Annotated in this window: 29 protein-coding genes; 20 read left to right on the top strand and 9 right to left on the bottom strand. The window is 40.1% G+C overall.

Annotated elements, in window-relative coordinates; all coding sequences use genetic code 11:
* The first annotated feature begins 307 nt into the window (after positions 1-307).
* From ACRYKC_RS05465 to ACRYKC_RS05450, 4 genes are all read left to right on the top strand, one after another.
* Positions 308-718, top strand: coding sequence for a ferritin-like domain-containing protein (locus tag ACRYKC_RS05465; protein ID WP_433805699.1), 411 nt, complete (start codon positions 308-310; stop codon positions 716-718).
* A 107-nt stretch (positions 719-825) separates the two neighbouring features.
* Positions 826-1,962: a DUF445 domain-containing protein gene (locus ACRYKC_RS05460; RefSeq protein ID WP_433805698.1), complete on the top strand. Its 1,137-nt coding sequence runs from the start codon at positions 826-828 to the stop codon at positions 1,960-1,962.
* An 84-nt stretch (positions 1,963-2,046) separates the two neighbouring features.
* Positions 2,047-2,406 (top strand): YlbF/YmcA family competence regulator, encoded by a 360-nt coding sequence (locus ACRYKC_RS05455; protein WP_433805697.1) that lies wholly within the window; start codon positions 2,047-2,049, stop codon positions 2,404-2,406.
* Positions 2,407-2,581: 175 nt separating this feature from the next.
* Positions 2,582-3,352 (top strand): enoyl-CoA hydratase, encoded by a 771-nt coding sequence (locus ACRYKC_RS05450; protein WP_433805695.1) that lies wholly within the window; start codon positions 2,582-2,584, stop codon positions 3,350-3,352.
* Positions 3,353-3,381: 29 nt separating this feature from the next.
* On the opposite strand, the gene ACRYKC_RS05445 is transcribed toward ACRYKC_RS05450, so the two are convergent.
* Positions 3,382-3,567 (bottom strand): YhzD family protein, encoded by a 186-nt coding sequence (locus tag ACRYKC_RS05445; RefSeq protein WP_433805693.1) that lies wholly within the window; start codon positions 3,565-3,567, stop codon positions 3,382-3,384.
* A gap of 152 nt (positions 3,568-3,719) precedes the next feature.
* On the opposite strand from ACRYKC_RS05445, the gene ACRYKC_RS05440 reads away from it, so the two are divergent.
* The 10 genes from ACRYKC_RS05440 to ACRYKC_RS05395 all read left to right on the top strand — a co-directional run bounded on the left by ACRYKC_RS05440 (position 3,720) and on the right by ACRYKC_RS05395 (position 14,237).
* Complete coding sequence (locus tag ACRYKC_RS05440; RefSeq protein ID WP_433805691.1) at positions 3,720-4,619, top strand: ABC transporter ATP-binding protein; 900 nt, start codon at positions 3,720-3,722, stop codon at positions 4,617-4,619.
* A gap of 10 nt (positions 4,620-4,629) precedes the next feature.
* Positions 4,630-5,865, top strand: a complete 1,236-nt coding sequence (locus ACRYKC_RS05435) for an ABC transporter permease (RefSeq protein ID WP_433805689.1) — start codon at positions 4,630-4,632, stop codon at positions 5,863-5,865.
* 859 nt (positions 5,866-6,724) lie between these two features.
* Positions 6,725-7,975: a metallophosphoesterase family protein gene (locus tag ACRYKC_RS05430; RefSeq protein ID WP_433805687.1), complete on the top strand. Its 1,251-nt coding sequence runs from the start codon at positions 6,725-6,727 to the stop codon at positions 7,973-7,975.
* Positions 7,972-10,878, top strand: a complete 2,907-nt coding sequence (locus ACRYKC_RS05425; RefSeq protein ID WP_433805686.1) for an ATP-binding protein — start codon at positions 7,972-7,974, stop codon at positions 10,876-10,878. The genes ACRYKC_RS05430 and ACRYKC_RS05425 overlap by 4 nt, the downstream gene beginning before the upstream one ends.
* Before the next feature lie 201 nt (positions 10,879-11,079).
* Entirely contained in the window at positions 11,080-11,646 is a 567-nt protein-coding gene (locus ACRYKC_RS05420) for a GbsR/MarR family transcriptional regulator (RefSeq protein WP_433805684.1), read from the top strand.
* Positions 11,647-11,743: 97 nt separating this feature from the next.
* Positions 11,744-12,691, top strand: a complete 948-nt coding sequence (gene yhaM / locus ACRYKC_RS05415) for a 3'-5' exoribonuclease YhaM (protein WP_433805683.1) — start codon at positions 11,744-11,746, stop codon at positions 12,689-12,691.
* A gap of 76 nt (positions 12,692-12,767) precedes the next feature.
* Positions 12,768-13,091 carry an MFS transporter gene (locus ACRYKC_RS05410; protein WP_433805682.1) on the top strand — a complete coding sequence of 108 codons (324 nt, stop codon included), beginning with the start codon at positions 12,768-12,770 and terminating at the stop codon, positions 13,089-13,091.
* The gene (locus ACRYKC_RS05405) at positions 13,081-13,185 is read left to right on the top strand and encodes a hypothetical protein (protein WP_433805681.1); all 105 of its coding nucleotides are present in this window, start codon (positions 13,081-13,083) and stop codon (positions 13,183-13,185) included. Before ACRYKC_RS05410 ends, ACRYKC_RS05405 begins: the two co-directional genes overlap by 11 nt.
* Before the next feature lie 497 nt (positions 13,186-13,682).
* A complete protein-coding gene (locus tag ACRYKC_RS05400) occupies positions 13,683-13,967 on the top strand; it encodes a hypothetical protein (protein ID WP_433805680.1) in 285 nt (94 codons plus the stop codon).
* Positions 13,968-14,036: 69 nt separating this feature from the next.
* On the top strand, positions 14,037-14,237 hold the full coding sequence (locus tag ACRYKC_RS05395; protein ID WP_085030573.1) for a sporulation YhaL family protein: 201 nt from the start codon (positions 14,037-14,039) through the stop codon (positions 14,235-14,237).
* 66 nt (positions 14,238-14,303) lie between these two features.
* Here the strand turns inward: ACRYKC_RS05395 and ACRYKC_RS05390 are convergent, their stop codons facing one another.
* The 5 genes from ACRYKC_RS05390 to ACRYKC_RS05370 form a co-directional block, all read right to left on the bottom strand.
* Complete coding sequence (locus ACRYKC_RS05390; protein WP_433805678.1) at positions 14,304-15,239, bottom strand: peptidylprolyl isomerase; 936 nt, start codon at positions 15,237-15,239, stop codon at positions 14,304-14,306.
* 178 nt (positions 15,240-15,417) lie between these two features.
* Positions 15,418-15,600, bottom strand: coding sequence for a hypothetical protein (locus tag ACRYKC_RS05385; RefSeq protein WP_085030571.1), 183 nt, complete (start codon positions 15,598-15,600; stop codon positions 15,418-15,420).
* Between the two features lie 671 nt (positions 15,601-16,271).
* Entirely contained in the window at positions 16,272-16,820 is a 549-nt protein-coding gene (locus ACRYKC_RS05380) for a DUF3267 domain-containing protein (protein WP_433805677.1), read from the bottom strand.
* Positions 16,821-17,190: 370 nt separating this feature from the next.
* Entirely contained in the window at positions 17,191-17,766 is a 576-nt protein-coding gene (locus ACRYKC_RS05375; RefSeq protein WP_433805676.1) for an HTH-type transcriptional regulator Hpr, read from the bottom strand.
* A gap of 337 nt (positions 17,767-18,103) precedes the next feature.
* On the bottom strand, positions 18,104-18,622 hold the full coding sequence (locus ACRYKC_RS05370) for a GbsR/MarR family transcriptional regulator (protein ID WP_433805675.1): 519 nt from the start codon (positions 18,620-18,622) through the stop codon (positions 18,104-18,106).
* A gap of 286 nt (positions 18,623-18,908) precedes the next feature.
* Here ACRYKC_RS05370 and proV point away from each other — a divergent pair, with 286 nt between their 5' ends.
* The 3 genes from proV (at position 18,909) to ACRYKC_RS05355 (ending at position 21,937) form a co-directional block, all read left to right on the top strand.
* Positions 18,909-20,111, top strand: coding sequence for a glycine betaine/L-proline ABC transporter ATP-binding protein ProV (gene proV / locus ACRYKC_RS05365; protein ID WP_433805673.1), 1,203 nt, complete (start codon positions 18,909-18,911; stop codon positions 20,109-20,111).
* Positions 20,095-20,943, top strand: a complete 849-nt coding sequence (locus tag ACRYKC_RS05360; RefSeq protein WP_433805672.1) for an ABC transporter permease — start codon at positions 20,095-20,097, stop codon at positions 20,941-20,943. The genes proV and ACRYKC_RS05360 overlap by 17 nt, the downstream gene beginning before the upstream one ends.
* A 67-nt stretch (positions 20,944-21,010) precedes the next feature.
* Entirely contained in the window at positions 21,011-21,937 is a 927-nt protein-coding gene (locus tag ACRYKC_RS05355; RefSeq protein ID WP_433805671.1) for a glycine betaine ABC transporter substrate-binding protein, read from the top strand.
* 71 nt (positions 21,938-22,008) lie between these two features.
* Here ACRYKC_RS05355 and ACRYKC_RS05350 read toward each other — a convergent pair whose 3' ends face one another.
* From ACRYKC_RS05350 to ACRYKC_RS05340, 3 genes are all read right to left on the bottom strand, one after another.
* Positions 22,009-22,416: a YtxH domain-containing protein gene (locus tag ACRYKC_RS05350; protein ID WP_433805669.1), complete on the bottom strand. Its 408-nt coding sequence runs from the start codon at positions 22,414-22,416 to the stop codon at positions 22,009-22,011.
* Positions 22,417-22,605: 189 nt separating this feature from the next.
* The gene (locus tag ACRYKC_RS05345) at positions 22,606-23,148 is read right to left on the bottom strand and encodes a tryptophan transporter (RefSeq protein WP_433805667.1); all 543 of its coding nucleotides are present in this window, start codon (positions 23,146-23,148) and stop codon (positions 22,606-22,608) included.
* Positions 23,149-23,272: 124 nt separating this feature from the next.
* Positions 23,273-23,704 (bottom strand): HIT family protein, encoded by a 432-nt coding sequence (locus ACRYKC_RS05340; protein WP_433805666.1) that lies wholly within the window; start codon positions 23,702-23,704, stop codon positions 23,273-23,275.
* Between the two features lie 143 nt (positions 23,705-23,847).
* Between ACRYKC_RS05340 and ACRYKC_RS05335 the strand changes: the two genes are divergently transcribed.
* From ACRYKC_RS05335 to ACRYKC_RS05325, 3 genes are all read left to right on the top strand, one after another.
* On the top strand, positions 23,848-24,591 hold the full coding sequence (locus ACRYKC_RS05335) for an ABC transporter ATP-binding protein (RefSeq protein ID WP_433805664.1): 744 nt from the start codon (positions 23,848-23,850) through the stop codon (positions 24,589-24,591).
* Positions 24,584-25,798, top strand: a complete 1,215-nt coding sequence (locus ACRYKC_RS05330) for an ABC transporter permease (protein WP_433805663.1) — start codon at positions 24,584-24,586, stop codon at positions 25,796-25,798. The genes ACRYKC_RS05335 and ACRYKC_RS05330 overlap by 8 nt, the downstream gene beginning before the upstream one ends.
* Before the next feature lie 425 nt (positions 25,799-26,223).
* Positions 26,224-26,925, top strand: a complete 702-nt coding sequence (locus tag ACRYKC_RS05325) for an EcsC family protein (protein WP_433805662.1) — start codon at positions 26,224-26,226, stop codon at positions 26,923-26,925.
* Positions 26,926-26,928: the final 3 nt, after the last annotated feature.

The raw sequence follows: 26,928 nt of genomic DNA, 5'->3' as shown, positions 1-26,928 counted from the left end.
GAAACTAGATATAACTAGGGAATAGTATGGCTGGCAAGACCCCACAGGTTGGAAAACCGAGGAGGCTTGCCGTCATCCCCGCGGAAAGCGAGTCATTTTCCCTCTCACCTCTCCAGATTACTAGGTAACGGAAACAGCCCCATCTAAAAAATCCATTATCTTATATTGAAGTCTTCAGGATAATGAGGCTTTTATTAAAGAAGGAGTAAAAGAAGGTATAAGAAACCTAAAACCATGTATAGAGACAAAAGAATAGGCATAAGATTGTCCCTCTCTCTCATATCTATTTAATAGAGGAGGGAGACTAATGTATAACCAACCCAACAAGTTCTTGAATATGCTGCAGGTGGCGATAGAAAACGAGTGGAATGCCAACGATTTCTATAAACGTCTGGGTGAGGATACGAGCAATCGGATGTTTAAAGACTATATCAAGCACGCAGAAGATGATGAGCTGGAGCACTACAAAATGTTTCAACGCCTGCATTATCAGCTAACAGGTCAGTACCATCGGTTCAAACCCGAAAAGGTGATGTATCAGTCTTTTGAAGACGGTGTGAAAAAAGCACAGAAGGATGAGTTTGAAGCAGCTGAAATGTATCGTGAAATGCTCTTTATGCTTCCGAATCAAATGGCTTATCAACCTTTATTTATTGCAATGACAGATGAAATGGAACATGCCACACGTTTTGGCACAATCTTAGGACGCTTAAAGTAACCCTAATTCAGGTCTAACAAAGGCCTGTTTTTTTATGCTCTCATTGGCACATTGAAAATAATTGGATTATACTGGGTACAGCATGATTATTAGAAAGAGGTTGTACCATGAATCCTGTGATATTGATATTAATGATGATTATAATAGGCGCAATGATAGGAGGGGTGACGAATTCATTAGCTATCAAAATGTTATTTCGTCCCTATCGTGCCATTTATATTGGGAAATACCGTTTGCCGTTTACTCCAGGCCTTATTCCAAAAAGACAGCAGGAACTTGCCCGTCAGTTAGGGAAGATGGTTGTTGAGCATTTGTTAACTCCAGAGGGTTTACGCAGAAAGTTAAAAGCTCCTATTTTTCAGGAGCAGGTTACGACATGGGCTCAAAAAGAAGTTGAAAATTGGCTTGATCACCCGGCAACGGTAAAGGACCTTGCTCGTAATCTGGACGTGGAACTTTCGTCAGAGAAACTTGAAAAATCAGTTTCTGAATGGATCGAAGAGCGCTACCATACCCTTATGGATGAATACCGGCATGTACCATTAGAAGAAATTATTTCTGAAGAATGGAGGCGCAAAGCTGAAGAAGGAACCGATCGTTTGGCTGATCATATCCAAGAAAGCATCCTCAGGTATTTCAGAAGCCGGGAAGGCAGACAAAAAGTAACAGCTCTCATTGAGAATTACCTTGATAATCAAGGATTCCTCGGGAACATGATTTCTTCTTTTATGGGACCTGATGGAATTACAGAACGGATTTATCCCGCTATTACAAGATATATTGCTGACAATGAAATGAATGTTTGGCTGAGAGGGATGCTTCAATCAGAACTTAAAGAACTCATGGAGCATCGGGTAAGTTTTTTTGAAGACAAAATTGGACGACAGACGATTGGACGAGTGCTAGGCCAAGCTGTAGCCAAAGCTTTGCCGATTGAAAAATGGATGACGAAAACTATAGCTGAATGGACCCGCCCACACCGTGAGAAAATCGTTTATAGTCTCATTCCGCTTTTTATCACTAAAATGACCGAGCTTCTTTCTTCGAGAATGGACCGTATGATGGAAACCATGCATCTTTCTGAAATTGTTCAGGAAGAAGTGGAGGCTTTTCAAGTTCAACGGCTAGAAGAGATGGTATTAGGCATTTCACGAAGGGAATTCAAAATGATCACCTATTTAGGAGCTTTACTTGGTGGATTGATCGGAATGCTTCAGGGGATTATTGTGCTATTTTTCGGATAATTATGGTTTCCTATACAGACCTTCTTTAGTTTGTTATAGTGGGGGAGGAGTCACAGAACGAAACTTTTAGGAGGTTCTTAATTTATGGCAAATCTATATGATCACGCGTATGATTTAGAGAAAGCGATTCGAAATAGTGAAGAATTCACAGGCTTGAAAGAAGCTTATGAAGCAGTAATGAACGACGAAGCTGCTAAAAAAATGTTCGATGATTTCCGTCAGACTCAAATGACGCTACAGCAAAAACAAATGCAAGGTGAAGAAATCTCTGAGGAAGAAGTCGAGCAAGCTCGTAAAGTCGTTGAACTTGTTCAACAGCATCCGCAAATTTCCCAACTTATGGAACAAGAGCAGCGCTTGAACACAGTCATCAATGACATCAGCCGTATCATCACGAAGCCGCTAGAAGAGCTTTACGGCAATCCGGAAGAACCACAACAATAAAGAAAAGCGGAAGCCACCTGAGTAAAGGTGGCTTTTTTTGTTATATACCACAAATGGAATCAAGTTGAATCTACGTGTAAATCAGTACTTTTCTTCGATTCTTGCAGGAAATTGTCTTCCAGCCGCAGAAAATGTTTAGTAGAGATGAAATCATTTTTTATAAAGGGGTATGAGAATGAATTTCTTTAAAATAGAAGAACATGATAATGTCGTCTATTTAAAAATTGCACGCGGAGAAAAGTACAATGCTCTAAATATAGAAATGCTGGAAGAATTTTCAGAAGCGGTGAGCGAAGTTAGAGAGCTTGAGCCTCAGGTCGTTGTTCTTTGCGGTGAAGGAGAAGGGTTTTGTGCAGGCGGAGATATTACGATGATGAAAGAAGTTCAAGACGCAAAAAAATATGACCAAGTTATGGACCATATTGAAACAATCGTAACGACCCTTTATACAATGCCTAAGATTGTGATATCAGCTATCCATGGGCCAGTTGTGGGGCTAGGGTTGAGTATCGCTTTGGCAGCTGACTATGTTGTGGCTGAAGCTGACGCAACGATTTCCATGAATTTTATTGGTATAGGTCTTGCTCCTGATGGAGGTGGTCATTTCTGGCTCCAGGAAAGATTAGGGACCCATCAGGCAAAGCAATTTGCGTGGGAAGGGCAACAAATGAAAGCAAAGGAAGCTTTCGATCATAAACTTGTGGACATCGTCCTTAACGATTCGTTTCATGATGAAGTAGCGGCTATTGCAAGAAAATGGAGTATGCGCCCTTTGCAGTCAATGATCAAAACCAAACAGATTTATCATCAATATGGCGTGGATAAACTTCTTCAATATCTATCCAAAGAACGACAAGCTCAGTGGGAGTTAAGACAGACAAAAGATCACCAGGAAGGTGTTACAGCCTTTATGGAAAAAAGAAAACCCAAATTTCAAGGAAGATAAAAAAAGTCGCGCAGTGAGCGCGACTTTTTTTATCGGTGGAAGAGTACTAGATGGCCTTCGGGAGCGACGCAACGGTGCGTGTGCTCACTGAATCCTTTTTCTTCAAGTTTTTCACTGCCGATTTCTTTAGCTTGATTATCATTCTCAGCTTGGAATGTTTCATCCAATACATTTGTTCCATCCTTTTCGAATACAGTTAGAAAGTATGTTTTCATTGGTGTTCCTCCCCGAAATGAATATGTATTCATTATACTATCTTTTGTATCTTCATGATAAATTCCTGCTTGATTCTAAAAAAATTTTATAAAAGATTGAAACGTTTTTATTCTTGCTGCGTATTTCATGTAGAGAAGAGAGGGGTGTAGGTATGACATTACGCTTACATAATGTAACTAAGAAATTTGGTTCGTTCACTGCGGTAGACCACCTGTCGTTAGAGATTCCAGAGAAGCAGATCTTCGGCTTTCTCGGAGCTAATGGTGCTGGAAAAACAACGACTTTTCGAATGATACTCGGGCTGCTTGATCAGACAGGAGGAACAATTACTTGGAATGATGGAGATATTGGGTATGACCAGAGTCATTTAATCGGGTATTTGCCGGAAGAGCGGGGTCTTTATCCTAAATTGAAAGTTCGGGATCAACTAGTTTATCTCGCCAAGTTAAGAGGCATGCCTAAATCTGCATCTACTAAAGAGCTAGAATATTGGCTGGATCGATTTAAGGTCCCTGATTATAGAAATAAAAGAGTAGAGGAATTGTCTAAAGGAAATCAGCAAAAAATTCAATTTATTTCAGCTGTCCTGCATAAACCGAAATTATTGATTCTTGATGAGCCATTCTCTGGGCTTGATCCTGTAAATGTGGAAATGCTCAAAGAAGCCGTGGTTGATTTGAAGGAATCCGGTACTTCCATAGTATTTTCTTCTCACCGAATGGAACATGTGGAAGAGCTATGTGAGCATTTGTGCATCCTGCATCATGGAACGCCAGTCGTTCATGGCCAGTTGAAAGAAATTAAACGCTCTTTTGGTAAGAAAAACATCCGGGTTCATGCTGATTTCGATACCAGATACCTGGAGAGTGTATCCGGAGTAACAAAGTACAGATCGCTCTCGGAGGGCTGCGAGTTACAGATTAATAATGAAGAGGTATCTCAAGAGGTATTTCGTGAGCTCTCTGGAAAAGGGTTTGTCCGCACCTTCAACCTGGAAGAGCCGACGTTGAATGATATTTTCATAGAGAAAGTTGGTGCTTCCTATGAATAAATTTTTCATTATGTTATCACATACGTATTTGAACCGTGTAAAATCAAAATCATTTCTCATTACAACCATTCTTACTGTTCTACTAGTTTTTGCTTTAACCAACCTCCAAACCATCATTGAACAATTCAGCGGAGATGATGAGGAAAAGAAGGTAGCTGTTGTTACTGAAAATGAACAATGGTATCAATCACTTAATGGGGTGTTAAATACAAACGAAGACTATACCCTTGAAAATTATAATGGAAGTCTCAAAGAAGCAAAAGTTGAGGTAGAAGAAGGTGAGTATCATTCAGTTGTAGAACTTATTGAAAATGAACAAGGACTTCCGGAGGGAACATACTATGCTAATCAAATTGCAAATACTGGAGAAAGTCAGCCAATTCGTCAGGCACTTCAACAAGTAAAAGTTGGTGTCGTTACTGAAAAAGCTAACGTTGAATCCACTACGATTCAGCAAATATCTTCTCCTGTCAATTTTAATTTGGTTGCTTTAGAAGAGAGTGCAAAATCGGCAGAGGAGTTAAGTCAGACACGAGGTCTTGTTTATGTGATGTTATTTTTTATGTATTTCTCAGTTATGATGTATGGCAATATGATTTCTACCGATGTAGCTACTGAGAAGTCCAGTCGAGTCATGGAGATCTTAATCTCAAGTGTATCCCCTGTCTCTCAAATGTTTGCAAAAATTATAGGGATCGCTTTAGTTGGCTTAACCCAGTTCGCGATTCTTTTACTTGTCGGTTACTTCGGTATTCAGCAGGCGATGAATTCTAATAATGGGTCGCTGCTGGAGTCGTTTGGATTTACTGAAGTCCAGGCTAGCACGATAATCTACGCAGTTGTATTCTTCGTGCTCGGTTACCTGCTTTATGCTACACTAGCGGCCACATTAGGATCGCTGGTTAGCCGGCTTGAAGATGCCCAGCAAATTGTCGCACCGATGATGATGCTTGTGGTTGCAGCGTTTATGATTGCGATCTTCGGATTGTCCATGCCTGAGGCACCTTTTGTCACGGCTACCTCTTACATTCCATTTTTCACTCCATTGATTATGTTTTTGCGGGTAGGAATGCTGGATATTTCTGTATGGGAAGTTACGCTCTCTATTTCCATACTTGTCGTCTCAATTATTTTATTAGGGCTAGTTGGAGCAAGAATTTATCGTGGAGGAGTTTTAATGTATGGGAAATCCTCTTCCTTGAAGGACTTTAAAAAAGCCTTACAGTTATCGAAAAAAGAAGGATAAAGCTTTACACCCGTATTTCTCACCGTGAGAATACGGGTTTTTAATGTGGTCTATGGTTTACAGGTATAATAGTCAATGTTCAACTATATAGCAGGCTTCTAGAACGCTCATATTTGAGATGATTTGGGTTTGAATTTGTAATAGGGTAAGGGATGGCTGGAAAATAACTCGTCTAGCTGCATCGCCCAGACACTCGCGTCATAAGCAGAAAATCAATGGAATGAAAAGGCACATTCCTTTTGATTTTCTGCTTATGCGAGTCGTGTCTACCGGGGCGATTCCGCATTTGAACACTTTCCTGTGGGGGAACTGTCGAGCCTCCCTCGCTGCGCTCTCTGTGGGGTATCGCCTAGCTCCTTCTCCCACGGGAATCTAGTCATTTTCCAGCCATCCCAGCTATCATTAACCTCCCAAACCCACCTAATTTCAGTATTAAGAGTGAGGCTAATTGACTTTCTATAATGGAATCATCTTGAAATCCACCAAAATTGAATAATTGAATTAAATGGACTGTTTCTATTTTTGTCTACGTTTCCGTTCAGCTAATAAATAAGCAAGGTAGGAGGGGAAATCGTGAGACTGCTGCGGGAATGGAATGGCTGGCAAGATTCAGCAGGTTGGTAAACCGAGGAAGCTTGCCGTCATCCCCGCGGAAAGCGAGCGATTTCCCCGAACACCTTTCCTGATACTAGATAACGGAAACAAACTAACCCAATTGTATAGCCATTCTGAAACTGAGTCTTCAGGATAGGAGGCGTTGAGGAATTAAGGGACATACATCCACTTTTTTGCGAACGTGCATTCGTAAGTGTCCTTTGTTAAAATATAAGGAAGAACATTTATAGAACGGAGCTTGTGGATGCATTCAAAATTAAGGTTTATACATAGCGCAGATTTACATTTGGACAGTCTGTTTAAAAGTAAAAGTCATTATCCTGAGGAACTGTTAGAACGTTTGAGAAAAAGTACATTTGAAGCCTTTGAACGCCTCATCAACCAAGCTATTGAGCATCAAGTCGATTTTATTTTGCTAGTAGGAGACTTATTCAACGAATCTGTAAGAAGTTTGAAGGCACAGGTTTTTTTGAGAAATGCCTTCCAGAACCTTTATGATCACGGTATCGAAGTGTTTATAAGCTATGGAAATCATGACTACCTTCAAGGCGATCGGTACCCGATCGCATTTCCTAGAAATGTCCACGTCTTTTCTTCTCAAGAAATAGAAACCATTCCTTTTTATAAAAACGACCAGCATATCGCCAACATCTACGGTTTCAGCTATATGGAAAGAGAAATACGTGAAAGAAAAGTTAACGAGTTTAAAATAAGCGGAGATCCACAGTATCACATTGCCATGCTGCACGGCAGTCTTGAAACGAACACCGATCATGATGTCTACGCACCGTTTCGGATGGAAGAGCTTTATAATCATCAGATGGACTATTGGGCACTTGGACATATCCATCAAAGACTGGTGTTGTCTGAAGACCCTCCTGCGATCTATCCAGGAAATATCCAAGGACGATCAACAAAAGAAGCCGGCGAAAAGGGGTGCTATTTAATAGAATTTAATGGTGCTGATTATCTCCGTACATTTATAGACCTACATAGTTTTACATTTGAATCTGTAACTGTACCCTGTGATCATCTCACTTCTCCTCATGAACTAGAACAGGTGCTTCAACAAGCTAAATCCCAGGTTTCTCAAAGAAACAAGTGTACAATGCTGGAAGTAAACCTTACCTCAAATACAGGTGAATTGCGTAAGTGGGAAGGTGAAGAACTACTTGGTGAATGGGTGAATATTGTCAACGAGACTGAGAATATCACTGGGGATTGGATTTATATCCACCATGTAAAAGTGGAAGACCTTCCATTTTGGAACGAAGGTGAGTTAAAGAAAGGGCAGCATTTTATCGGAGAATTTCTTAGAGGGATGGATGATGTAAGTGAAGAAGAGGTGCAAGGTTGGCTTGCACCCTTATTCAAACATCGAAATGCAGCGAAACATATGAATCCTTTAACACGTGAAGAAATCTTAGATGAAATGGAGTCTGCAAAGGTAATGGTGATCGACCAATTGTTAAAGAGAGAGGATCAGTCATCATGAATATTAAAGAAATTCACATTTATGGCTTTGGGAAATGGCAAAATAAATCGTTTTTTCTAGAGCTAGGACAGGTCAACCTTTTATCAGGACAAAACGAAGCTGGAAAGTCAACTATTCACCAGTTTATTCTTTTTATGTTATTCGGGCTTACACCCAAACAACGAGAATATTACCAGCCTAAGAAAGGAGGAGCTATTGGTGGCCAGTTAATAATCAGCACAGAGAAGCATAAGCATGTGGTCATCGAACGCGTCCATAATCAACGGAACGGTAAAGCACTTTGCAGGCTGACGAACGGAGAGGAATATGGCGAAGATTGGCTCTGCGATTTGTTGAAAGGAACAAATCGGGAGGTCTATAACTCTATTTTCAGCTTCAGTGCTGAAGACTTACTGGATTTGCACCGAATGTCGGGAAGTGAACTAGGTGAAGTATTATTAAATATTGGCTTAACCGGTTCTGATCGGATCTATGAAACGGAGAAGTGGTTCGCAAAGCAAGTTGAACAGCAGTTTAAGCCAAAGGGGCGAAACCCGATAATCAATCAACAGCTTCGTGTAGTAGAAGATGTCCAAAAACAACGTTTAGCCGCTGAAAGAGAAGAAGCGGATTATCAGAAGCTGCAAGACCATCGAGTACACCTCATTCATCGAATTAATCAGAGTGAATGGAAGATTAAGGATACAAGAAAGAAGCTGTACAGCTATGAACAATTACTAAAAGCGATTCCTGTTATTTCGGAATATCATCAGCTTCAAAAGCAAGTGAACGAGAGTGAGCAATACTTCGAATTTCCTTCGCAAGGAAGAGAACGTTACAGGCAATTAAGAGAAAATCTACTTCCACTGGAAAGCGAAAAGCATTTATTAGAAACAAACCTTACAGAGATGAATGAGCGGTTGGAGGAACTTGAAGACAACCAGCCGACCTCTGATGAGTTAGAACAAGGAAAAGTTCTATTGCAAGACCGAAACCGTTATGAACAGGCATCTCATTACAAAGAGCAAATGACCGGTCAAATGGAAGTTGTTCGAAGTCAATTAGACCAGCAGCTTCGTCATATGGATATTCCAATTACGGAAGATGAGGTAACAGAGTCACCCTTGCCCTTTTACATAGAAGAAACATGGGCAGATTTAAAAAATGAAGCACACGCCATTAGGCAAGAAGAAACCCGTTTAAACGAAAGTGGCCGAGAGTTACATCAGGAAAAACAACACTTAGAAGAAAAACTGGAAAAGTTAAAGTTTGAAAGGATCAGTGAAAAGGACGCGAATCAATATTCTAAAGTCCTCGATGAATCCTACCGCCGTACAGATATATCAGCGATAAATCTGGAACCTATCAAACAACGTCGTGATTTACTGTTCGGGTTTGCGTTGTTTCTTTTTATTGCCGGAGGGCTCGCAGCGTGGATCATTTCAAGTATCTTATTAGGCGTGTTTTCAACAATAGCCGCCATCCTTTTTATCATCGGAGGTATGGCTAATCATCGAACGTACCAAAAGAATTTGCAGGCCGCTAAGGAGAGTGCTGCCCACGTTCCAGAGCTCTCGGTGGAAGAAGCAAGAGAGAAGTTACAGCAGTTTGAAAAGAGTAGGGCTGAGTATCGGCACGTAAAAGACCGTTGGAAACAATTAAACCAAGACGAAATTCGGCTGGATGAGAAACGAAGACTATTACTACAGAGGAAAAGGAGATTAGAAGCGGGAATTCAGGAGCAGGAGAATCTCTATCCGTTTTTAATGTCTCTTGATATTAGCCATTGGGATAAGCTTTATCACCTTTTGGCCAAGGCGAAAGAAAGAAGTGAGGAAATTGAATCACTCCAAAATCAAATTGAATCGAATAACCAAGTGATTCAGAAAATATTTTTTGATCTGGAGAAGTTTTACAAAGATAAGAATTGGGAATCGGTTCAGAAAAGCGTCGATCAATTGTGGGATCAGCTTCAATTATGGGTGCACAAACATGAACGAAATGCAGAGCGTGTAAGGCAATTCCATCATGAGGTTAATGAGGTGAAGCAAAAGATTCATGAAATCACTCTGCGGCTTCATTCGTTCATCGAGAAAAGGGATGAGCTTTTTAAACAAGCCGGAGCAGAAGATGAGGAGTCCTTTTATTCGTTAGCCGATGAGCATGAGAGATTGAAGGAGGACCAAAGATCACTCCAAAGATTAGAACAGCAGATTAACGGGATGATTATTGAAAATGAACAGCAGGAATTTAACATCTGGGAGCAAACCCCAGATGAAGCTAAGCTCAGAGCAGAAATGCAAGGTTTAAACGATATTATGACAGAAACGGAAGCAAATCTGAGAGAACTACAGCAAGCCCTTTCGGATACAAAAAATCAGCTTCTTCAATTGGAGAACTCAGGGCAGCTCTCTGAATTAATCCACCAATCAGAGTTAGAAAAGGATAAACTAAGGGAGCATGCAAAAGAGTGGGTGAGACATCAATTCGCTTTTCAACTGTTACAGAAAACAAAAAAGCAATATATGGAGAAGTACCTCCCAGAAGTGATTGCAAAAGCTACGGTTTATTTCAGTCAATTGACAAACGATCGCTATACTGACATCCTCCTTTTATCCACAGAACAACAAGAGATGAAGCTCGCCCATAAGAACGGTCAGCATTTTGAAGTTCAAGAATTGTCCAGAGGCGCGAAAGATCAGCTCTATGTTGCTTTAAGAATTGCTTTGGGAGAGACAATGGCAGAAACATTACGTCTTCCATTTCTCATGGATGATGCTTTTGTCCATTTCGATCAAGATCGTCTTCAGGTCATGCTGAGAATATTGGAAGAAGTCGCAAGCCGCCATCAAGTCGTTCTTTTTACGTGGAGAAACGATTTACAGAACCATTTTAGCAAAGTAAAAACGCTAATTCTGGACTAAAATGTGGGATAAGGTCGCATATCCCCTATTTTAATGATAAAATGTTTTAAGATTAAGGCGCAGTAATTATTAATGGATATTTTGTAAAGTCTGGAGACAGTGTACAAACTTACTCTTTGACCTGGTCTCATGGGCATAGAGGACACAGAGGTTTGCGTTTAAACAATTAATAGTGAGTAAATAGCAATTGGAGGGTTTCCATTGCCAGAAAAAAATAATAATGACTGGATTAAATATGAAGAAACAATCGAACAATTCATACAAGTGATCGCAAAGAACATGAATCTATATGGTGTCACCCCATCCATAGGCCGATTGTATGGAGTGCTTTACTTTTCTGGAGAGCCAATGACTCTTGATGACATGAGGGAAGCCCTTGAAATGAGTAAAACGAGTATGTCCACGGGTGTAAGAGCTCTATCTGATATGAAAATGGTCGAACCTTCATTTAAAAAAGGCGTTCGCAAAGATTTGTACAAATCTGAAGAAGATTGGTACAAGTCATTTACCTCTCTGTTTGGAAGTCGATGGAGACATCATACAGAAACCAATATCGAAGAAGCTGATGAAACTATACAAGAATTAATAGACCTTAAAGAGCAGACAGAGGATGAAAAATTAATTCAGAAAATAGATCAGGACATCGAAAAGCTCACTTATGCTCAAAACTATTATCGATGGCTGATGAAATTCATCCATGTCGTAGAGTCTGGTGAGATCTTCCAGTATGTACCTAAGGTCGATCAGAAAGAAACCCAGGATTCCTAAAAGTATAAAGCTGTCCCCACCTCCAAGAGCGTAGTAATATAGTACGTGAAGGGATAAAGGGACAGTTTTTTTATATACGAAAAAGGGGGAGTGAAGTTTGAAAAAAGGAATTGCTTATTATCAAATCGGAGAAACCTTCGACCATTTTCTATTGATTAAATCAGCTACAAAAGGAGTAGCTAGTAATGGCAAACCATTCTTATCGTTCATGCTGAAGGATAAGACAGGGGAAATTGACGCAAAACTTTGGGAAGCGAGTAATGAGGACGAGCAAGTTTTCCAGCAGGGAGAGCTTGTAAAAGTAAATGGGGAAGTGGGACAATTCCGCAACAAACCACAGTTAAAAATCCACAGTATCCGTCCTTCCCAAACGACGGATGGAGTCTTTGTGTCTGATTTTATTGAGAAAGCTCCTGTTGAAAAGGGAGACTTAATGGAACACATCACAGAGGCAATATTTGAAATGAAAAATGCCAATCTCCAAAGAATCACTCGGCAGTTTGTGAAGCAATATCAAGATGATCTGCTTACTTACCCTGCAGCTGTCCGGAACCATCATGAATATGTATCAGGCCTAGCTCATCATATCGTTTCCATGCTTCGTTTAGCAAAAGAATTAGTTGGACTCTATCCTGAATTGAATAAAGATCTGCTTTATGCAGGAATCATACTGCATGACCTAGGGAAATTAAGAGAGTTATCGAATGCAGCATCCCCTTCCTATACAGTAGAGGGCAAGTTGATTGGCCACATTCCTTTAATGGTGGAAGAGATTCGAGTTATGGCGAACGAACTGCAGATCGAAGGAGAAGAAGTAACCGTTTTACAGCATCTGATTTTAAGCCATCACGGAAAAGCGGAGTGGGGAAGTCCGAAACCACCACTAGTACGGGAAGCGGAAGTACTACACTACATCGATATGCTTGATGCAAGACTTAATATGATGAATCGAGCGTTAACAAAAGTGAATCCTGGAGATTTTACGGAAAAAATGTATTCACTTGAACAGCGTTCTTTTTATAAACCATTATTTGAAGAAAAATAACCGCCGCAGGAGAAAAAACACGAAATGGAAATATTGGGATAGGAATTGAATGATCCATCTGTTTGGGGAAGGTACGATGAATATTTTATTTTGGATGTTCTTCCCCTTTATGACGATCTACTTTGAACGTTCGTTTGGTAAAGATTATGCAGGAATTCTACCAATGCTATCCCAGGCCTTTTCGGTGCTTGCTAGCTTGATTGGAGGGTATTGTGCAGATCGTTTCGAATGCAAAAGACTGATGGTCTACTCTGCAATAGGGGAGAGTTTGACCTTTTTACTGTTCGCAGCCGCTAACTCCCCCTTGGCTCGATTATCCAATAGATACATTTATCGCCTTCAGTTTATTGATCATATTTGGGGTTATTTATTGGCCAACTTCTCATGCAATGGTCGCTGACGTTGTACCCGAGAAAGAACGAGCAGATGTTTTTGCAGTTTTTTATACCTCTATTAATATTGCAGTGGTCATCGGACCTTTAATAGGGAGTTAAATCTTCTATACATATCGTTTTTCGATGATTCTTGCTGGAGTGGTTATCACTGCGCTTTTAGCTGGTGTTCTTTCTTACTACTTGGAGGAAACGACGACGGTGAAAGAAAGGGGTAAGGAAAAAAGGGGAAACTCTATTCTCTGTAATTTGGAAAGAGTTAAGTGACTACCGCATCATCGCAAATGACCGCACATTTCTTCTTTTCATCATTGCATGTGCTTTAGCTGCCCAAACATTTATGCAACTGGACTTGTTGATTGCTGTTTAAACGAGTGAAGTCGTTCAAAATCAAACTTTGCTCTAAGTGGGAGACTGGAAATGGACAGTTTCAGGTGAACGGGCTTTCGGTCTCTTGTTAGCCGAAAATGGTTTGCTTGTAGCTCATTTACAGTAGCGGTAACGAAATGGATGAACCGGTTTAAGGAAAAGAGAGTGTTTATCTTTTCAAGTATATTTTTTGACGTAGGGATTACCTTATATGGAATGACCCAGAGTGTTTGGGTATTCATACTGGCCATGGGAATTTTTACTTTAGCAGAATTAATGGTAGTTGGAATCAGGAGAGCTTTTTTTCTAAACTCGCTCCAGAAAATATGAGAGGACAGTATTTTTCTGCTGCTTCGCTAAGGTTTACATTAGGGAGACTGCTTGCACCTTTAAGTTTAATTTTCTCAAATTATATGAGTTATTCTATGACTTTTATCTTGCTGGGTTTTTTTGCTGTAGGAAGCGCAGCTATCTATTTTGTCATGTTTAGAAGGATGAGAGAGGTTACTTCTTAACAAGGCTTGTTCATAATCTGTGTGTCGTCTTCATAGACTAGATACAAATGAGTTAGGGAGGAACCAACTATGTTGTTTGGGATTCCAATCTGGGTGTACTTTTGTATTATTTTTATTTTTATAAGTGGTTATATGGCTATTCGTGCGATGCGGGCAGAGCATCATTTGGAGCAGCAATTTATCGAACAAGAAGGTCAAGTCTATTTGAAACGGATGGAAAGAGAGAAAGAAAGACGCGGCAAAAAAGAGAAAACGATGATGCCAGATTAAAAGCCAGGTGATTGGAATCACCTGGCTTTTGGTTTGTACAGATTAATGCTTAGAGTTTATGTTTGTTTATTCCTCTGTTGTGTTCTGTTCTGAACTATTTCCTTCAGAACCGCCTGACTCAGAACCCTCGGCAGGAGCAGATTCAGGTTGTTTGAATAGGTCTTTGTACTCTTCAATTTTTACGTCAATTTCTGCTTCTTGCATCAATTTATCCATTTTCTCTTGCAGCTTAGCCTGGTCGACTTTTTGACTTACAAGGGTACGCTTGATTTCTTCTTTTGCTTCCTCGTATGGTTTCACATCTTCTGCATCGCGTTTGTCTGTTACTTTAATAATGTGATAGCCGAATTGAGTTTTGACAGGTTCGCTAATTTCGCCTTTTTCAAGGCTATATGCAGCTTCTTCGAATTCAGGTGCCATCTTACCAGGTCCGAACCAGCCAAGCTTACCGCCTTGCTGTGCAGATCCGTCCGAAGAATATTCGCTTGCAAGCTTCCCAAAGTCTCCACCGTCTTCAAGCTTCTGTTTTACTTCTTTAGCTGTTGCTTCATCTTTGACAAGGATGTGGCTTGCTTGAACTTCTGTCTTCATGCGCTCATAATATTGCTTCATTTCTTCTTCTGAAATTTCGACATCTTCAGATGCTGCTTTTTCTTGTAGAAGGCTGAAGCGAATGACCTCTTTAAATTCTTCTTCGCTTCCATAGCCGCTTTGTTGAAGGACCATTTCAAATTGGTCACCGTATTGTTCTTTTAAGGTTTCCAGTTCTTTATTGACTGCTTCATCAGATACATCGTATTTATCTGCTAGAACTTCCTTCATGACTAGTTGCTGTAGAACTTGTTCTCCATTACTTTTCTTTAATTCCTGATAAAATTCTTCTTTTGTAATTTCCCCGCCGCTTGTTTCTACAACAGCTTTGGAATCATCCGCATTAGATGAACAAGCGGATAAAGTAAATACGCTGGCCGCTATGGCAGCTGTGATTGCAATTTTCTTCATGACGTACACTCCTATTTGCGATTTTATGATTTTCGTGACGTAGAGATATCTACTTATTACAGCCCATGAGTAAATATAACATATTTTGCCTCGCATGTTCCATAGAGGAAAAGAAATATAAAAAGAGTCTGAACAGAAAAAAGCAGGCCGTGACGGGGTTCCGTCATGGCCTGTCTGCTTATAGTGTATTGAGTACTTCTACATATGAAGATATGAGTAATATGGTGATCAGAACATTGATCGTTCTGAAGACGCGAGTTTGCTTTTCAGTCGACATCTTTGTTTTCAAGCATAAGGAATGAGTGAGTGAGTTGAACACAAATAGAATGACGAGTGCATACAAGATAAATCCAAATGCCATGATGAAGAAACCTCCTTTATTCCCTATGAAACTACTCTATCAAAATTTCTTACCCTTGAACAGAATTATGCGGTGAAAAACAGAAAAAGAACATTTATGTTGGGTTATTATTCAACTATATAGCAGTTATCTTGAAGACTAGATTTCGAGGTACTGTGAAGTTTCCGTTGCCCTAAGCGGAATTTGGAGGTCCGAGAAATCACTCGCTTTCCGTGGGCATGTTCTGAGTCTCCTCGAGCTAAAGCTCTCCGGGGTCTCACCTATCATGCCGGATGTCCCAACAGGGTCTCGCGATTTCTCGGACCTCCTTACGGGTGTTGGGATAAACGGAAACGTTATTAGTACCGAAAATCTTCCTGTAATTTAGGAAATCAGAGCCTCCTTACTCCTGTTAGATGGGCCGTTCATTACACTATAAATGGGTTGGATGGAAAATGGCGAGACTCCCGCGGGAGAAGGAGCTAGGCGAGACCCCAGAGAGCGCAGCGAACGAGGAGGCTTGCCAGTTCCCCCGCAGGAAAGCGAGTCATTTTCCATCCAATCCCTACTCCTAATAGGGTAACGGCCCCAGTAAGTCTCGAAACTGAGTCTTCAGGATAAGTAGGGGTTAGTGGGATGAGAAAAAGCTCAGAGTTTACTTAACTCTGAGCTTCTTTATCTTCTGTATTTGATTAAGCTTCACGCTGTTGTACAAGGATGTCGTAGCCTTCTTTCGCATTCTCAATAATGCATTTGCGCGGGGCTCTTGCAAAATAATTCAGATAGAGATAATCAGAAAAAGATATTCCAATATTTACAGATGCAAACAAGATTAAATACGCATAGTAGTTAGGGAAGACACAGGCCATGATGAGTGCCGGAACAGTAATGAACAACGTTGGTGCCAGCGCCATCATGATAGATGTCTGTTTTGATAACTTCGATTTGCATTGGTAAGTGAAAGTTGGAATAACACGTTTTCTGAATTTAAAGTTCACTCGAAGTCTCTTATAAAAGAGAATGAGCGGCAAAATATGCATGAGTCTATGCATAGATGGCAAGAAAAACAATATGACAAGAAGCGGCAAAAAGCCGTGATCTTTCATATCGTGGGTGCCATGGAACATAGAAAACGGTAAATATAACAGTAGAAAGGACAAAAGTCCAGTCAAAAACGACATCAGGTATAAGCGGTTAAGACCGAATTCTTTGTTGATGTTCACTGTTTTCCAGCAATTCATCATAGAATCCCCCTTTGCTACAAAAAGTACTGTGATTTTATAAGAAATATCGCTATGATATTGGTAATTTCGTCAAATCATTTTTGATTATCGCACAAAAGGAATAATAGTACGTTTCACGGGAAAAAGCAATAGGTTTTTTGTAAAAAAAATATTTGTTGTAAGAACTGATTTGATGGGAGTTCATTGTATGTAGTGGAGGTTCACAAAGTGATGATTTGAAAGAGGCCGATGAAGAGGAAAATTGGAGGAACAATTAGACCGTTAGTTCAGTCTGTAAATAAAATAACCCTTTCTGAATAATGATTTCAGAAAGGGTTATTTTACTTCAAAAACAGCAAAAATGAAATGGTATTATAACTAGTACGATTTAAGACGATTTTGGTTTTTGTTTTTTATACGTTTCTAGGTCTGTTGGCTGATTGATTACTGAATCCGTTTCAATACTTTCCAAAGAACGCTCTAAGATTTCCATATACTCGTCCCCATAGATTTCCTTAATTAATGCAGATAAGTCCAAAAATTCAGGGAGCTTCCCATACATTTCTGTCATTGGAAGTACGCCTCTTAATACTGAGTTATCATCGGGATTATATTCCGCTAATGTGGCTTCTAACAACTCTACACCTTCCTCTGTCAGTTCCACATATGTGTTTCGCTTATCATTTTCCCGCTTAGAGAATTGTAATAATCCTCTTTCCTCAAGCTTTTTTGAGAAATTGAATGCTGTAGACACGTGCATAACCCCGTACTTCGAAATTTCAGAGATACTAGCCCCTTTTAAATGGTAAGAAATCCATAGGATATGGTGCTCATTGATATTAAGTTTGAAAGGCTTGATCCATTCTTGCCAATCCTTTTCAATGGCTTTCCAGAGAGCTTTGGAAAGTTGCGCCATTTTGTGACTATAAAAAATTGCCTCCCGTTTGGAAATTTTATCTTTCATACATCTCACCTTCTTTAGGGTAGTCAATAATCTTGAGTGGCAGGTTTACATGAATGAGGAAATCGCCAAGAAAACCACATCTTAGAACAGACCGTGTCACCTTTAATGATAATATTTTTAAAAAAATTTTCAAGATATAATGTGCTAAAATATTATATAAAAAAAATACGAACAATAAATTCGTTCGTATTACGACTTCCATTTTCTCGAAAGTGAACTAAATTCTTTAGCCGAGAGTCCAATCGTGAGTATTTAAATCCTAGGACCATCAGTACCTTGAAAAAGATTTTTTCCGGACTGATGGTCTTATGATTTCTGGTCATTAAATAGGGGTTAATTAGTAGGAGCTTGCATTGGGGTTAATTTCTTGAAACGCACGCATAATTAATTCATGGAATTTAATCATATCTTCAACGCGCTTATAAAGGTTATTTGCTTTATTCATTTCTTGATCCTCTGAAAAGTCTTGATAACGATCCTTTAGGTCATTTTCAATCCCCTTTAATGATCCCTCTTGCTCATAGGCTGCCTTTTGCCATTTATTTATATAAGAAGACATGAAATTCTTATAAAGGTTTTCATTTGCTTGATAGAGGTCTTTCCGTACCCCTTTTTTCCATACCCGTTCGACTAACCCCTGGTCAACCAGCCCTCGTACGCCTGTACTCATAGAAGTTTTACTTTTTCCAAGCACCTCACTCATATCATCCAATGTCATAGGAGAACGATTAATATATAAGGTTACGAATAACCGAGCGTCTGCCGGAGTTAATCCGAACATCTCGAGGGTTTTTGAGAACTCGTGTATGACTTTTGTATGGATGTCTTCTAGTGATTGATGATCTTTTAATACCATAAGATCCTCCTTCTCAAGGTTGCTATGACAACATTACTATATTTTGGATTTTAATAAAAATTAAATATAAGGGAGTATTTTAGAGAAAATAAAAGTTAAAGGAAGTAATTGAGTGTTTTAACTTTATACAGTTTAAACTGTACGTATTTTTTGTTCTTATTTTAAAGTATTTATGGTTTGAACTTTTTGTTACAAATAGGTTACAGTAGTAAAGGTGATTGAGCGAGTACGGATAAAAAACGAACCGAACGTACCATAATAAACTAAAACATAAGAGGTGATAGACGTGCCGATCATACAGGTAGAAAACTTGTCCAAAATATTTGGTAAGCAAGCAAAGAAAGCTACTAAATATTTGGACGAAGGTTTATCCAAAGAAGAGATATTACAGAAAACAGGCAATACCGTTGGGGTGAACCGGGCATCGTTTGATGTAGAAGAAGGAGAAATATTCGTCATCATGGGATTATCCGGAAGTGGTAAATCAACGCTCGTTCGTTTAATTAACCGATTGATCGAACCAACGGAAGGCAGCGTGTACATCGATGGTCAGGACTTAGCGAAAATGGATAAGAAAAATCTCCGTGAAGTCCGCCGTCAAAAGTTAAGCATGGTTTTCCAACGCTTTGCTTTGTTTCCACACCGTACCGTTCTTGAAAATGCTGAATTCGGTCTTGAGGTTCAAGGGGTGGACAAGGATAAACGTAAGGAAAAAGCGCAAAAGTCACTTGAAATGGTAGGGCTAGGAGACTATATCCATCAATTCCCAGGACAACTGTCAGGCGGGATGCAGCAGCGTGTCGGTTTAGCCCGTGCACTTGCGAACGATCCAGAAGTACTGCTTATGGACGAAGCTTTTTCTGCACTTGACCCACTTATCAGAAAAGAGATGCAGGATGAATTACTTGAGCTTCAAGAGTCTATGAGAAAGACGATCCTATTCATCACTCACGACCTGGACGAAGCACTAAGGATCGGTGACCGAATTGCGTTAATGAAGGACGGAAAGATCGTGCAAATTGGTACACCGGAAGAGATTCTAGTTAACCCTGCCAATGATTATGTTGAGAAGTTCGTTGAGGACGTTGATCGTTCTAAAGTGCTGTCAGCAGAGCACATAATGAAACGTCCAGAAACTGTTGATATCGAGAAACATGGACCAAGAACAGCGCTAGAGCGCATGCGAAAAGAAGGTCTATCTACGATCTATGTCACTGACGCAAAGCGTAACCTGAAAGGCTACGTAACGGCAGACGATGTATCCGAAGCTGTTAAGAAGGATGCGAAAGATCTGAAATCAATTCTTCGCACTGACATCCCGAAAGTTGAAAAAGATACATCTATGAATGAGATTTTCAATGTAATACATGACGCGCCTGTACCTGTAGCTGTTGTCGAAGATGGCAAGCTGCGAGGAATTATTGTAAGAGGGGCTGTCATTGCTGCATTAGCTGGAAGTGAGGTGAACTTAAATGGAATTGATTCCTAAAATTCCAGTAGCGGAATGGATTTCTTCTGCTACCGATTGGATTACAGATACGTTCGAATTTCTATTTGATTTTATTAAAAATGACTTTGGCGACTTTATAGAAATGTTCGCTGAAGATTGGTTGATGAGTATCCCAATCTGGCTCTTTATTTTAATTGTTGGTGTTGTAGCATTCTTTATATCAGGTAAAAAGTTTGGTTTGGCTGCTTTCTCAATCATTGGTCTTTGGTTTATTTCCAACCAGGAGCTTTGGGCAGAATTAATGAATACATTTACGCTCGTGATATTTGCGAGTTTAATTTCTGTCATAATTGGAGTTCCATTCGGGATCTGGATGGCCAAAAGCAAAGTGGTAGAAAGGATTCTTACGCCAATCCTTGACTTCATGCAGACGATGCCGGCGTTCGTTTATTTGATTCCGGCTGTTGCATTCTTCAGTATCGGTATGGTCCCAGGTGTATTTGCATCTGTTATTTTCGCAACACCTCCGACGGTTCGCTTTACAAACTTAGGAATCCGTCAAGTATCTCATGAATTAATTGAAGCATCTGATTCATTTGGAACAACCGGAACGCAAAAACTATTTAAAGTTCAATTGCCGATGGCTAAGAAAACAATCATGGCAGGAATTAACCAAACAGTTATGCTTGCTCTTTCTATGGTTGTTATTGCATCCATGATCGGTGCAAAAGGACTTGGCCAAACGGTTATTACAGGACTGCAGCGTGCAGAAGTTGGTACAGGATTTGTCGCAGGTCTAGGTATTGTAATTTTGGCTATTATCATCGACCGATTTACACAGAACTTAAATACTCAACGCGGTGAACAATAAAAAATAAGAAAGGGCTGCTTCAAGCCCTTTCCATATAAATCAATCTATTAAAAGGGGAGAGGTTTACATGTTTAAATTAGATTGGAAACGTCTAGGTATGGCAGCTGGATTATCACTGACACTTGTTGCAGCAGGCTGCGGATCTTCTGATGAAGGTTCTGAGAGCTCCGGAAGCGAAGGTGGAGACTCCACAAGTTATAGTGAAGAAATGAATTATGAGATCACGGGGATTGAAGCAGGCGCAGGAGTAGTAAAAGCAGCCCAAACGGCAACAGAGGAATATGAAAACCTTGCTGGCTGGGAAGTAGCAACATCTTCTTCTGGTGCGATGGCAACAGCTCTTGGGGAAGCGATTGAAAATGAAGAGCCAATTGTGGTTACAGGATGGACGCCACATTGGAAATTTGCCAAGTATGATCTGAAATATCTAGAAGATCCGAAAGAAGTCTTCGGTGGCGAAGAACAAATTAAAACAATGGTGCGTAAGGGTCTGAAAGGTGACAAGCCAAACGCTTATAAGGTTCTAGATCAATTCAATTGGACGGCTAAGGATATGGAAACTGTAATGCTTGATATCAATAAAGGTACAAGTGAACAGGAAGCTGCGCAAAAATGGATTGAGAATAACCAGGACAAAGTAGACGAGTGGACAAAAGGAACAGAAAAAGTAGACGGCACAGAAGTTGAACTTGTGTATGTAAACTGGGATTCAGAAATAGCTTCTACAAACGTTGTTGCTGAAGTATTGAAGCAGCAGGGGTTTGAAGTGACAATCACTCCTCTGGATAATGGTCCGATGTGGGAAGCTGTAGCAGAAGGTGAAGTAGCCGGAATGGTTGCAGCATGGCTTCCAGGTACTCACGGTGATTTATATAAGCAGCATAAAGATAACCTTGAAGACCTGGGTGCTAACCTTGAAGGAGCTAAAATTGGACTCGTTGTTCCTAAGTATATGGATGTAGAGTCTATCGAAGATCTAAAACCTGCAGAGTAATAACCCATAATTTCCTATATAAATAAGTAACCCCAGAAGGTTAAACCTTCTGGGGTTTTTATATCATTTAATTACTGGTGATTAATGATCTCGTGATCAGGCTGGGTAGCCGTATTATCTTCCTGGGCCTTCGCTTTTTCTTCCAGCTCTTTTAAGCTTTCTTCTATTTGTTCTAAATACTTTTGAATGTTCTTTTGGTGAGGTTCAACTGTTTTCTTCCAGCTCTCCACGGATGTTTTTACATCTTCTGAAAGTTCTTTAATCAGCTCTGCACCTTCTTTAGAGGTTTGAGCGATTTGATCTTTCAACTGCATGCCTTCTTCTTTCAGGCTGAGAACAGTATTTTTAAGACTTTCACTTTTTAATTTGGCATTTTCACGTAAATCGCGACCTGAAGATGGAGCGCTTAGTAGTGTGTAGGCAGCTCCAACGACGCCGCCGAAGATAAAACCAAGAGCAAGTGACTTTCCGTTTGGCATATAGAAAACTCCTTTCACATTTCCATGTCATAGTATTATTTTCTCTATATATGTATGAATGAAACCTAAAAACAACTAAAAAAATTGTCTGGCTGAATGTCTTGATGGAGGAGGGAAATGATGTAGCAAAGGCACTACGATTAGGTAGTGCCTTCATCATGTGAGATTAGCTTCTCGCTAGTTGGAATTTTAGTTTGCAGATTTATGCGCTGGAACTGCATAAGACATATTTGTTCTTTTTAAAATCCCTGTTGCAATCGGGTAAATCACGGCTACGAATGCGGTATTCAATGCTGCGGTAGGAATAACAACCGTCAAAAACATTACGCTAAAGCTGGCATCCATCAAACCGATAGCAAAAAGAACAATGCCTAGGAATACGGCCCCACTGATCAACGTTCCGACACCAGCCAGAACGGGTGCAGCAAACTTACCTTTGAGCAAAGGTTTTAGAATCATAAATAATCCAAAAACGCTGAATGCGGTAATTGGTTTATCAATTAGGTTTGCAATCTGCCCTCCTGGAACCGTTGTGGTCAGAGCGGATATAAACCCTGTAGCAAGTGATAAAATCAGGACGTAGGGCAATTTAGGAAAAAGAATGATTCCTAAGAACATCATCGCTAACATCATGTCCGGTCGCATTCCTAAAAAGAATGGCGGGACAATCGCATGAAGGACTGCTCCAATCCCTACAAATAATGATAACATCACCAAGATACGCGTATTCATTTAAGCATCTCTCCTCAACTATACTCGTCTAATCTGAATTTACTTCCCAAGTGTGTCCTCATGACCACTTGCGAAAGCATGACCTAATTATACCAAGAAATCAGACGGAAAATCAAAATTTACATTAACCTTGTATGTGGCTGTTGATCTCAGCGGCAATTGATTGTAGATCTTCAGTAGTGTATTCATCTGAATGGACTTCCCAGTTGGCGCGGAATCCGTCTTGTTTCCCGTATCTAGGAATAAGATGGATATGTAGGTGAAAAACAGATTGGCCTGCAGGTTCCTCATTATTGTTCAGAACGTTCAACCCGATTGGTTCATACGTCTTTTTAAGAGCATTGGCGATCTTCGGTACTCTTGCAAATAGCTTCTCTGCAACATCTGAATCAGTGTGGTAGATATCCTGTGTATGTTGTTTAGGAATGACTAGCGTGTGGCCTTTTGTAACCTGGCTGATATCTAAAAAGGCATAGACATCCTCGTCCTCATACACTTTTGCTGAAGGAATTTCGCCATCAATGATTTTGCAAAAAATACAATCTTGACTCATCAATCTCACTCCTTATCATTTTGTATTATTGTATCATAATGTGAGTGTTCCAATCGAAAGAAGCCATCTTTGGAAAAAGTGCAAGCGGCTCGGCAATTGTGATAAAATTTGTGAAGAATGGATGTTAATGAAAAGAGGGATGCAGTTTGCAATCTTTATTAAAAGTCAATGACCTTTATGGTGGATATACACATAAAAATGTTTTGCACGGAATTTCGTTTGATGTAGATCCGCGCGAAATTGTTGGATTAATTGGTTTAAATGGAGCAGGAAAAAGTACAACGATTAAACATATCATCGGTATGATGCAAGCGAAAAAAGGAAAAGTATCCATTAAAGGAACTTCTTTTGAAGAAAACCCTGAAGAATATCGTCAGCAGATCGGTTACATACCTGAAATGCCGATACTATATGATGAACTGACTTTATATGAGCATCTTCATTTAACGGCGATGGCTTACAATGTTCCTGAGGATATCTTTAAAAAACGGTTAGATCCCCTGTTAAAAGAATTCCGATTGGAAAAGAAACTGAAATGGTTCCCGGTTCATTTTTCAAAAGGTATGCGACAGAAAGTCATGATTATGTGCGCTTTTCTCATTCAGCCTGATCTCTATATAGTAGATGAACCGTTTGTAGGGTTGGATCCATTAGGGATTCAATCGTATCTTCAAATGATGGAAGAGATGAAAGAGAATGGGGCAGGAATCTTGATGTCAACACATATACTTGCGACCGCGGAAAAATACTGTGATCGCTTCATCATCCTTCATGACGGAAAAATCAGAGCCATGGGGACGTTAAAAGAATTACAAGAGTCCTTTAGAATGGCCGGGGCGTCGTTGGATGATATTTACGTCCAATTGACAAAGGAAGAGAACGATGATTAACGCAAAAGAACTTTGGACCCGCCGGTTTTCTGAGCATATGAAAGAGACAAGCCGGTACTTAAAATATATCTTTAATGGTCACATTGCGTTTGCGATGCTCTTTTTCATCTCAGCCTTGGCCTATTATTACCAGCAATGGCTTCTGGATTTGCCGGACAACTTCCCAACAGCAGTGATTACAGGGGTCGCATTCGGACTCTTTGCGAGCTATAGCCCTGTACGAACGTTACTTAAAGAGCCGGACTTAGTCTTCCTTTTGCCTGCTGAGTTTCAACTAAATGATTACTTCAAAAGGTGTTTGTATTATAGCTTTATTGTCCAGCTCTATGTTGTTTTTCTTATTGCGGCAGCTTTAGGTCCATTGTATTTTGCCACATACCCTGAGTTGGGCACAGAGCATTATTTAATGATGATTGGCGTCTTCTTAATTGTGAAAGTATGGAATATGCTTTCCAACTGGTGGATGTTGAAAGACCGTAATCCCAGAATAAGATGGACCGATCAAATAGTAAAAGCCATCTTAAATGTTGTGATCTTTTATTTTTTATCAAAGGGCGAATGGGTTTTTGCAAGTATTGTCACCGTACTATTAGTAGTCGTAGTACTTTATACGTACACACTTGCCAGGCAAAAAGCAGGACTAGCGTGGGATTTGCTTGTTGAAAAAGACCAACAGCGCATGAGGACTTTTTACCGGATAGCAAATATGTTTACTGATGTACCTCATTTAAAAAATACGGTAAAAAAACGCCATACGTTAGTGCAGGCTTTAGTATCTAAAATTCCTTATCGTCAAGATCGAACCTATACGTACCTTTATAGAATCACTTTTACAAGAAGCAGTGACTATTTGGGCATGTATTTTCGCTTGGTAATCATTGGAGGCCTAGCTATTTGGTTTGTGCCAAATGTCTGGGTGAAAATCGCATTTGCGATTCTCTTTTTATACTTGAGCGCATTTCAGATGATGACCTTATGGAATCACCACCGTACGGTCGTATGGTTAGACTTGTATCCTGTACGGCAGGAGTGGAAACAACAGGCTTTACTTCAATGGCTAAGGCAATTAATGTTGTTCCAGACCTTCCTGTTCGGTTTATTATTCTTGCTGCAGTGGAACCCATTGGGGCTTGCTATCGTTTGGGCAGGAGGAAGTTTGTTCAGTTTTGCCTTTATTAACGCTTATGTGAAGCCTAGATTAAGCTAACTGTTCACAAAAAGAGAGCGGGACCTCGCTCTCTTTTTGCATAATCTTTGGTTTATTCAGTTATAGAGGAGTATTCTTGGAGACTTGAGAGGTTACCGTTGCCATAGACAGGAGTAGGAGGCCCGGGAAATGGCTCGCTTTCCGTGGGAGTCCGGTGAGCCTTCCTCAGGATTTGCCTTGCGGGCTCTCACCATGAACTCTATTCCCACAGGAGTCTCGCCATTTCCCGGACCTAGTTAAAATTGATCGATGTCCTTACCATCATTTTCATTTGGACCGAATTTTGAAAGTCTTGTGATAGGTTTTATTACAGTTATTTACAGAGCACTCATATGGATAGAAATCCCATACTTCTAATAGAAGAAAGTTCTTTTTTTATAATTACTGGTGATTAATATCATGTAAATAATATGGAGGGAAGACCTATGGATTACGAAACAAAGGTGAAAAAAGAGGCAGAACGCTGGAGTCGTTCCTTAGAAAAAAGGTCGTCTGTGCTGCAGCGGACGTCTAAACGATTACAATCATCAATCAACCAAAGAATCCCTGATCAAATTCACAGCGTTGTTACCGAAAGCATTAGAAAAATGATTGAGGTGTCACTGACGACTTCCGAATACATACGTCCTGTGGATGTAAATTCATCTTTGTCATTTCAAGTAAGAGAACAGCTAGTGAGAGAAAGACTGGACCAATATAAAAAGACAGCTGCTTTTGAAGGGGCAGGGACCGGCTTCGGCGGATTCTGGTTAGGGGCAGCAGACTTTCCTTTATTATTAAGTATTAAAATGAAATTTTTATTTGATGCCGGACAAATTTATGGACTGGATGTTCGTAAGTACGAGGAGCGAGTCTTCTTGCTTCACCTATTCATGCTTGCCTTTTCAAGTGATGAGGCTAAGGAGAAGGTAAGGGGGAAGGTGTTGAATTGGAATCACTTAGATCTGAAACAGAAAAACATGGACTGGAAAACTCTCCAAATCGAGTACAGGGATACGCTTGATTTTGTGAAGTTATTTCAACTGATTCCGGGGTTTGGAGCGGTTGTGGGTTACGTAGCTAATGGCCGTATGATGGAACATTTAGGAGAGACGACAATGAACGCTTGCCGCCTCCGTTTATTATGAATG

It is taken from the genome of Halobacillus sp. A1-3 (assembly GCF_050971765.1).
Lineage (GTDB): Bacteria > Bacillota > Bacilli > Bacillales > Halobacillaceae > Halobacillus > Halobacillus mangrovi_B.
The sequence above is the reverse complement of the archived record's forward strand: the minus strand, read 5'-3'. Positions and strand labels throughout refer to the sequence as shown.

What these genes read in the sequence shown, in the direction of transcription:
- ACRYKC_RS05370 (WP_433805675.1), bottom strand. Translation starts at nt 18,622, where the DNA reads ATGGTATTAAAAGATCATCAATCACTAGAAGACATCCATACAAAAGTC.
- ACRYKC_RS05435 (WP_433805689.1), top strand. Translation starts at nt 4,630, where the DNA reads ATGTTATCACATACGTATTTGAACCGTGTAAAATCAAAATCATTTCTC.
- ACRYKC_RS05380 (WP_433805677.1), bottom strand. Translation starts at nt 16,820, where the DNA reads ATGAATTGCTGGAAAACAGTGAACATCAACAAAGAATTCGGTCTTAAC.
- ACRYKC_RS05350 (WP_433805669.1), bottom strand. Translation starts at nt 22,416, where the DNA reads ATGCCAAACGGAAAGTCACTTGCTCTTGGTTTTATCTTCGGCGGCGTC.
- ACRYKC_RS05425 (WP_433805686.1), top strand. Translation starts at nt 7,972, where the DNA reads ATGAATATTAAAGAAATTCACATTTATGGCTTTGGGAAATGGCAAAAT.
- ACRYKC_RS05465 (WP_433805699.1), top strand. Translation starts at nt 308, where the DNA reads ATGTATAACCAACCCAACAAGTTCTTGAATATGCTGCAGGTGGCGATA.
- ACRYKC_RS05410 (WP_433805682.1), top strand. Translation starts at nt 12,768, where the DNA reads ATGAATATTTTATTTTGGATGTTCTTCCCCTTTATGACGATCTACTTT.
- ACRYKC_RS05345 (WP_433805667.1), bottom strand. Translation starts at nt 23,148, where the DNA reads ATGAATACGCGTATCTTGGTGATGTTATCATTATTTGTAGGGATTGGA.
- ACRYKC_RS05460 (WP_433805698.1), top strand. Translation starts at nt 826, where the DNA reads ATGAATCCTGTGATATTGATATTAATGATGATTATAATAGGCGCAATG.
- ACRYKC_RS05360 (WP_433805672.1), top strand. Translation starts at nt 20,095, where the DNA reads ATGGAATTGATTCCTAAAATTCCAGTAGCGGAATGGATTTCTTCTGCT.
- ACRYKC_RS05445 (WP_433805693.1), bottom strand. Translation starts at nt 3,567, where the DNA reads ATGAAAACATACTTTCTAACTGTATTCGAAAAGGATGGAACAAATGTA.
- ACRYKC_RS05355 (WP_433805671.1), top strand. Translation starts at nt 21,011, where the DNA reads ATGTTTAAATTAGATTGGAAACGTCTAGGTATGGCAGCTGGATTATCA.
- ACRYKC_RS05395 (WP_085030573.1), top strand. Translation starts at nt 14,037, where the DNA reads ATGTTGTTTGGGATTCCAATCTGGGTGTACTTTTGTATTATTTTTATT.
- ACRYKC_RS05390 (WP_433805678.1), bottom strand. Translation starts at nt 15,239, where the DNA reads ATGAAGAAAATTGCAATCACAGCTGCCATAGCGGCCAGCGTATTTACT.
- ACRYKC_RS05375 (WP_433805676.1), bottom strand. Translation starts at nt 17,766, where the DNA reads ATGAAAGATAAAATTTCCAAACGGGAGGCAATTTTTTATAGTCACAAA.
- ACRYKC_RS05430 (WP_433805687.1), top strand. Translation starts at nt 6,725, where the DNA reads ATGCATTCAAAATTAAGGTTTATACATAGCGCAGATTTACATTTGGAC.
- ACRYKC_RS05385 (WP_085030571.1), bottom strand. Translation starts at nt 15,600, where the DNA reads ATGGCATTTGGATTTATCTTGTATGCACTCGTCATTCTATTTGTGTTC.
- ACRYKC_RS05330 (WP_433805663.1), top strand. Translation starts at nt 24,584, where the DNA reads ATGATTAACGCAAAAGAACTTTGGACCCGCCGGTTTTCTGAGCATATG.
- ACRYKC_RS05450 (WP_433805695.1), top strand. Translation starts at nt 2,582, where the DNA reads ATGAATTTCTTTAAAATAGAAGAACATGATAATGTCGTCTATTTAAAA.
- ACRYKC_RS05405 (WP_433805681.1), top strand. Translation starts at nt 13,081, where the DNA reads ATGGTCGCTGACGTTGTACCCGAGAAAGAACGAGCAGATGTTTTTGCA.
- ACRYKC_RS05440 (WP_433805691.1), top strand. Translation starts at nt 3,720, where the DNA reads ATGACATTACGCTTACATAATGTAACTAAGAAATTTGGTTCGTTCACT.
- ACRYKC_RS05455 (WP_433805697.1), top strand. Translation starts at nt 2,047, where the DNA reads ATGGCAAATCTATATGATCACGCGTATGATTTAGAGAAAGCGATTCGA.
- ACRYKC_RS05325 (WP_433805662.1), top strand. Translation starts at nt 26,224, where the DNA reads ATGGATTACGAAACAAAGGTGAAAAAAGAGGCAGAACGCTGGAGTCGT.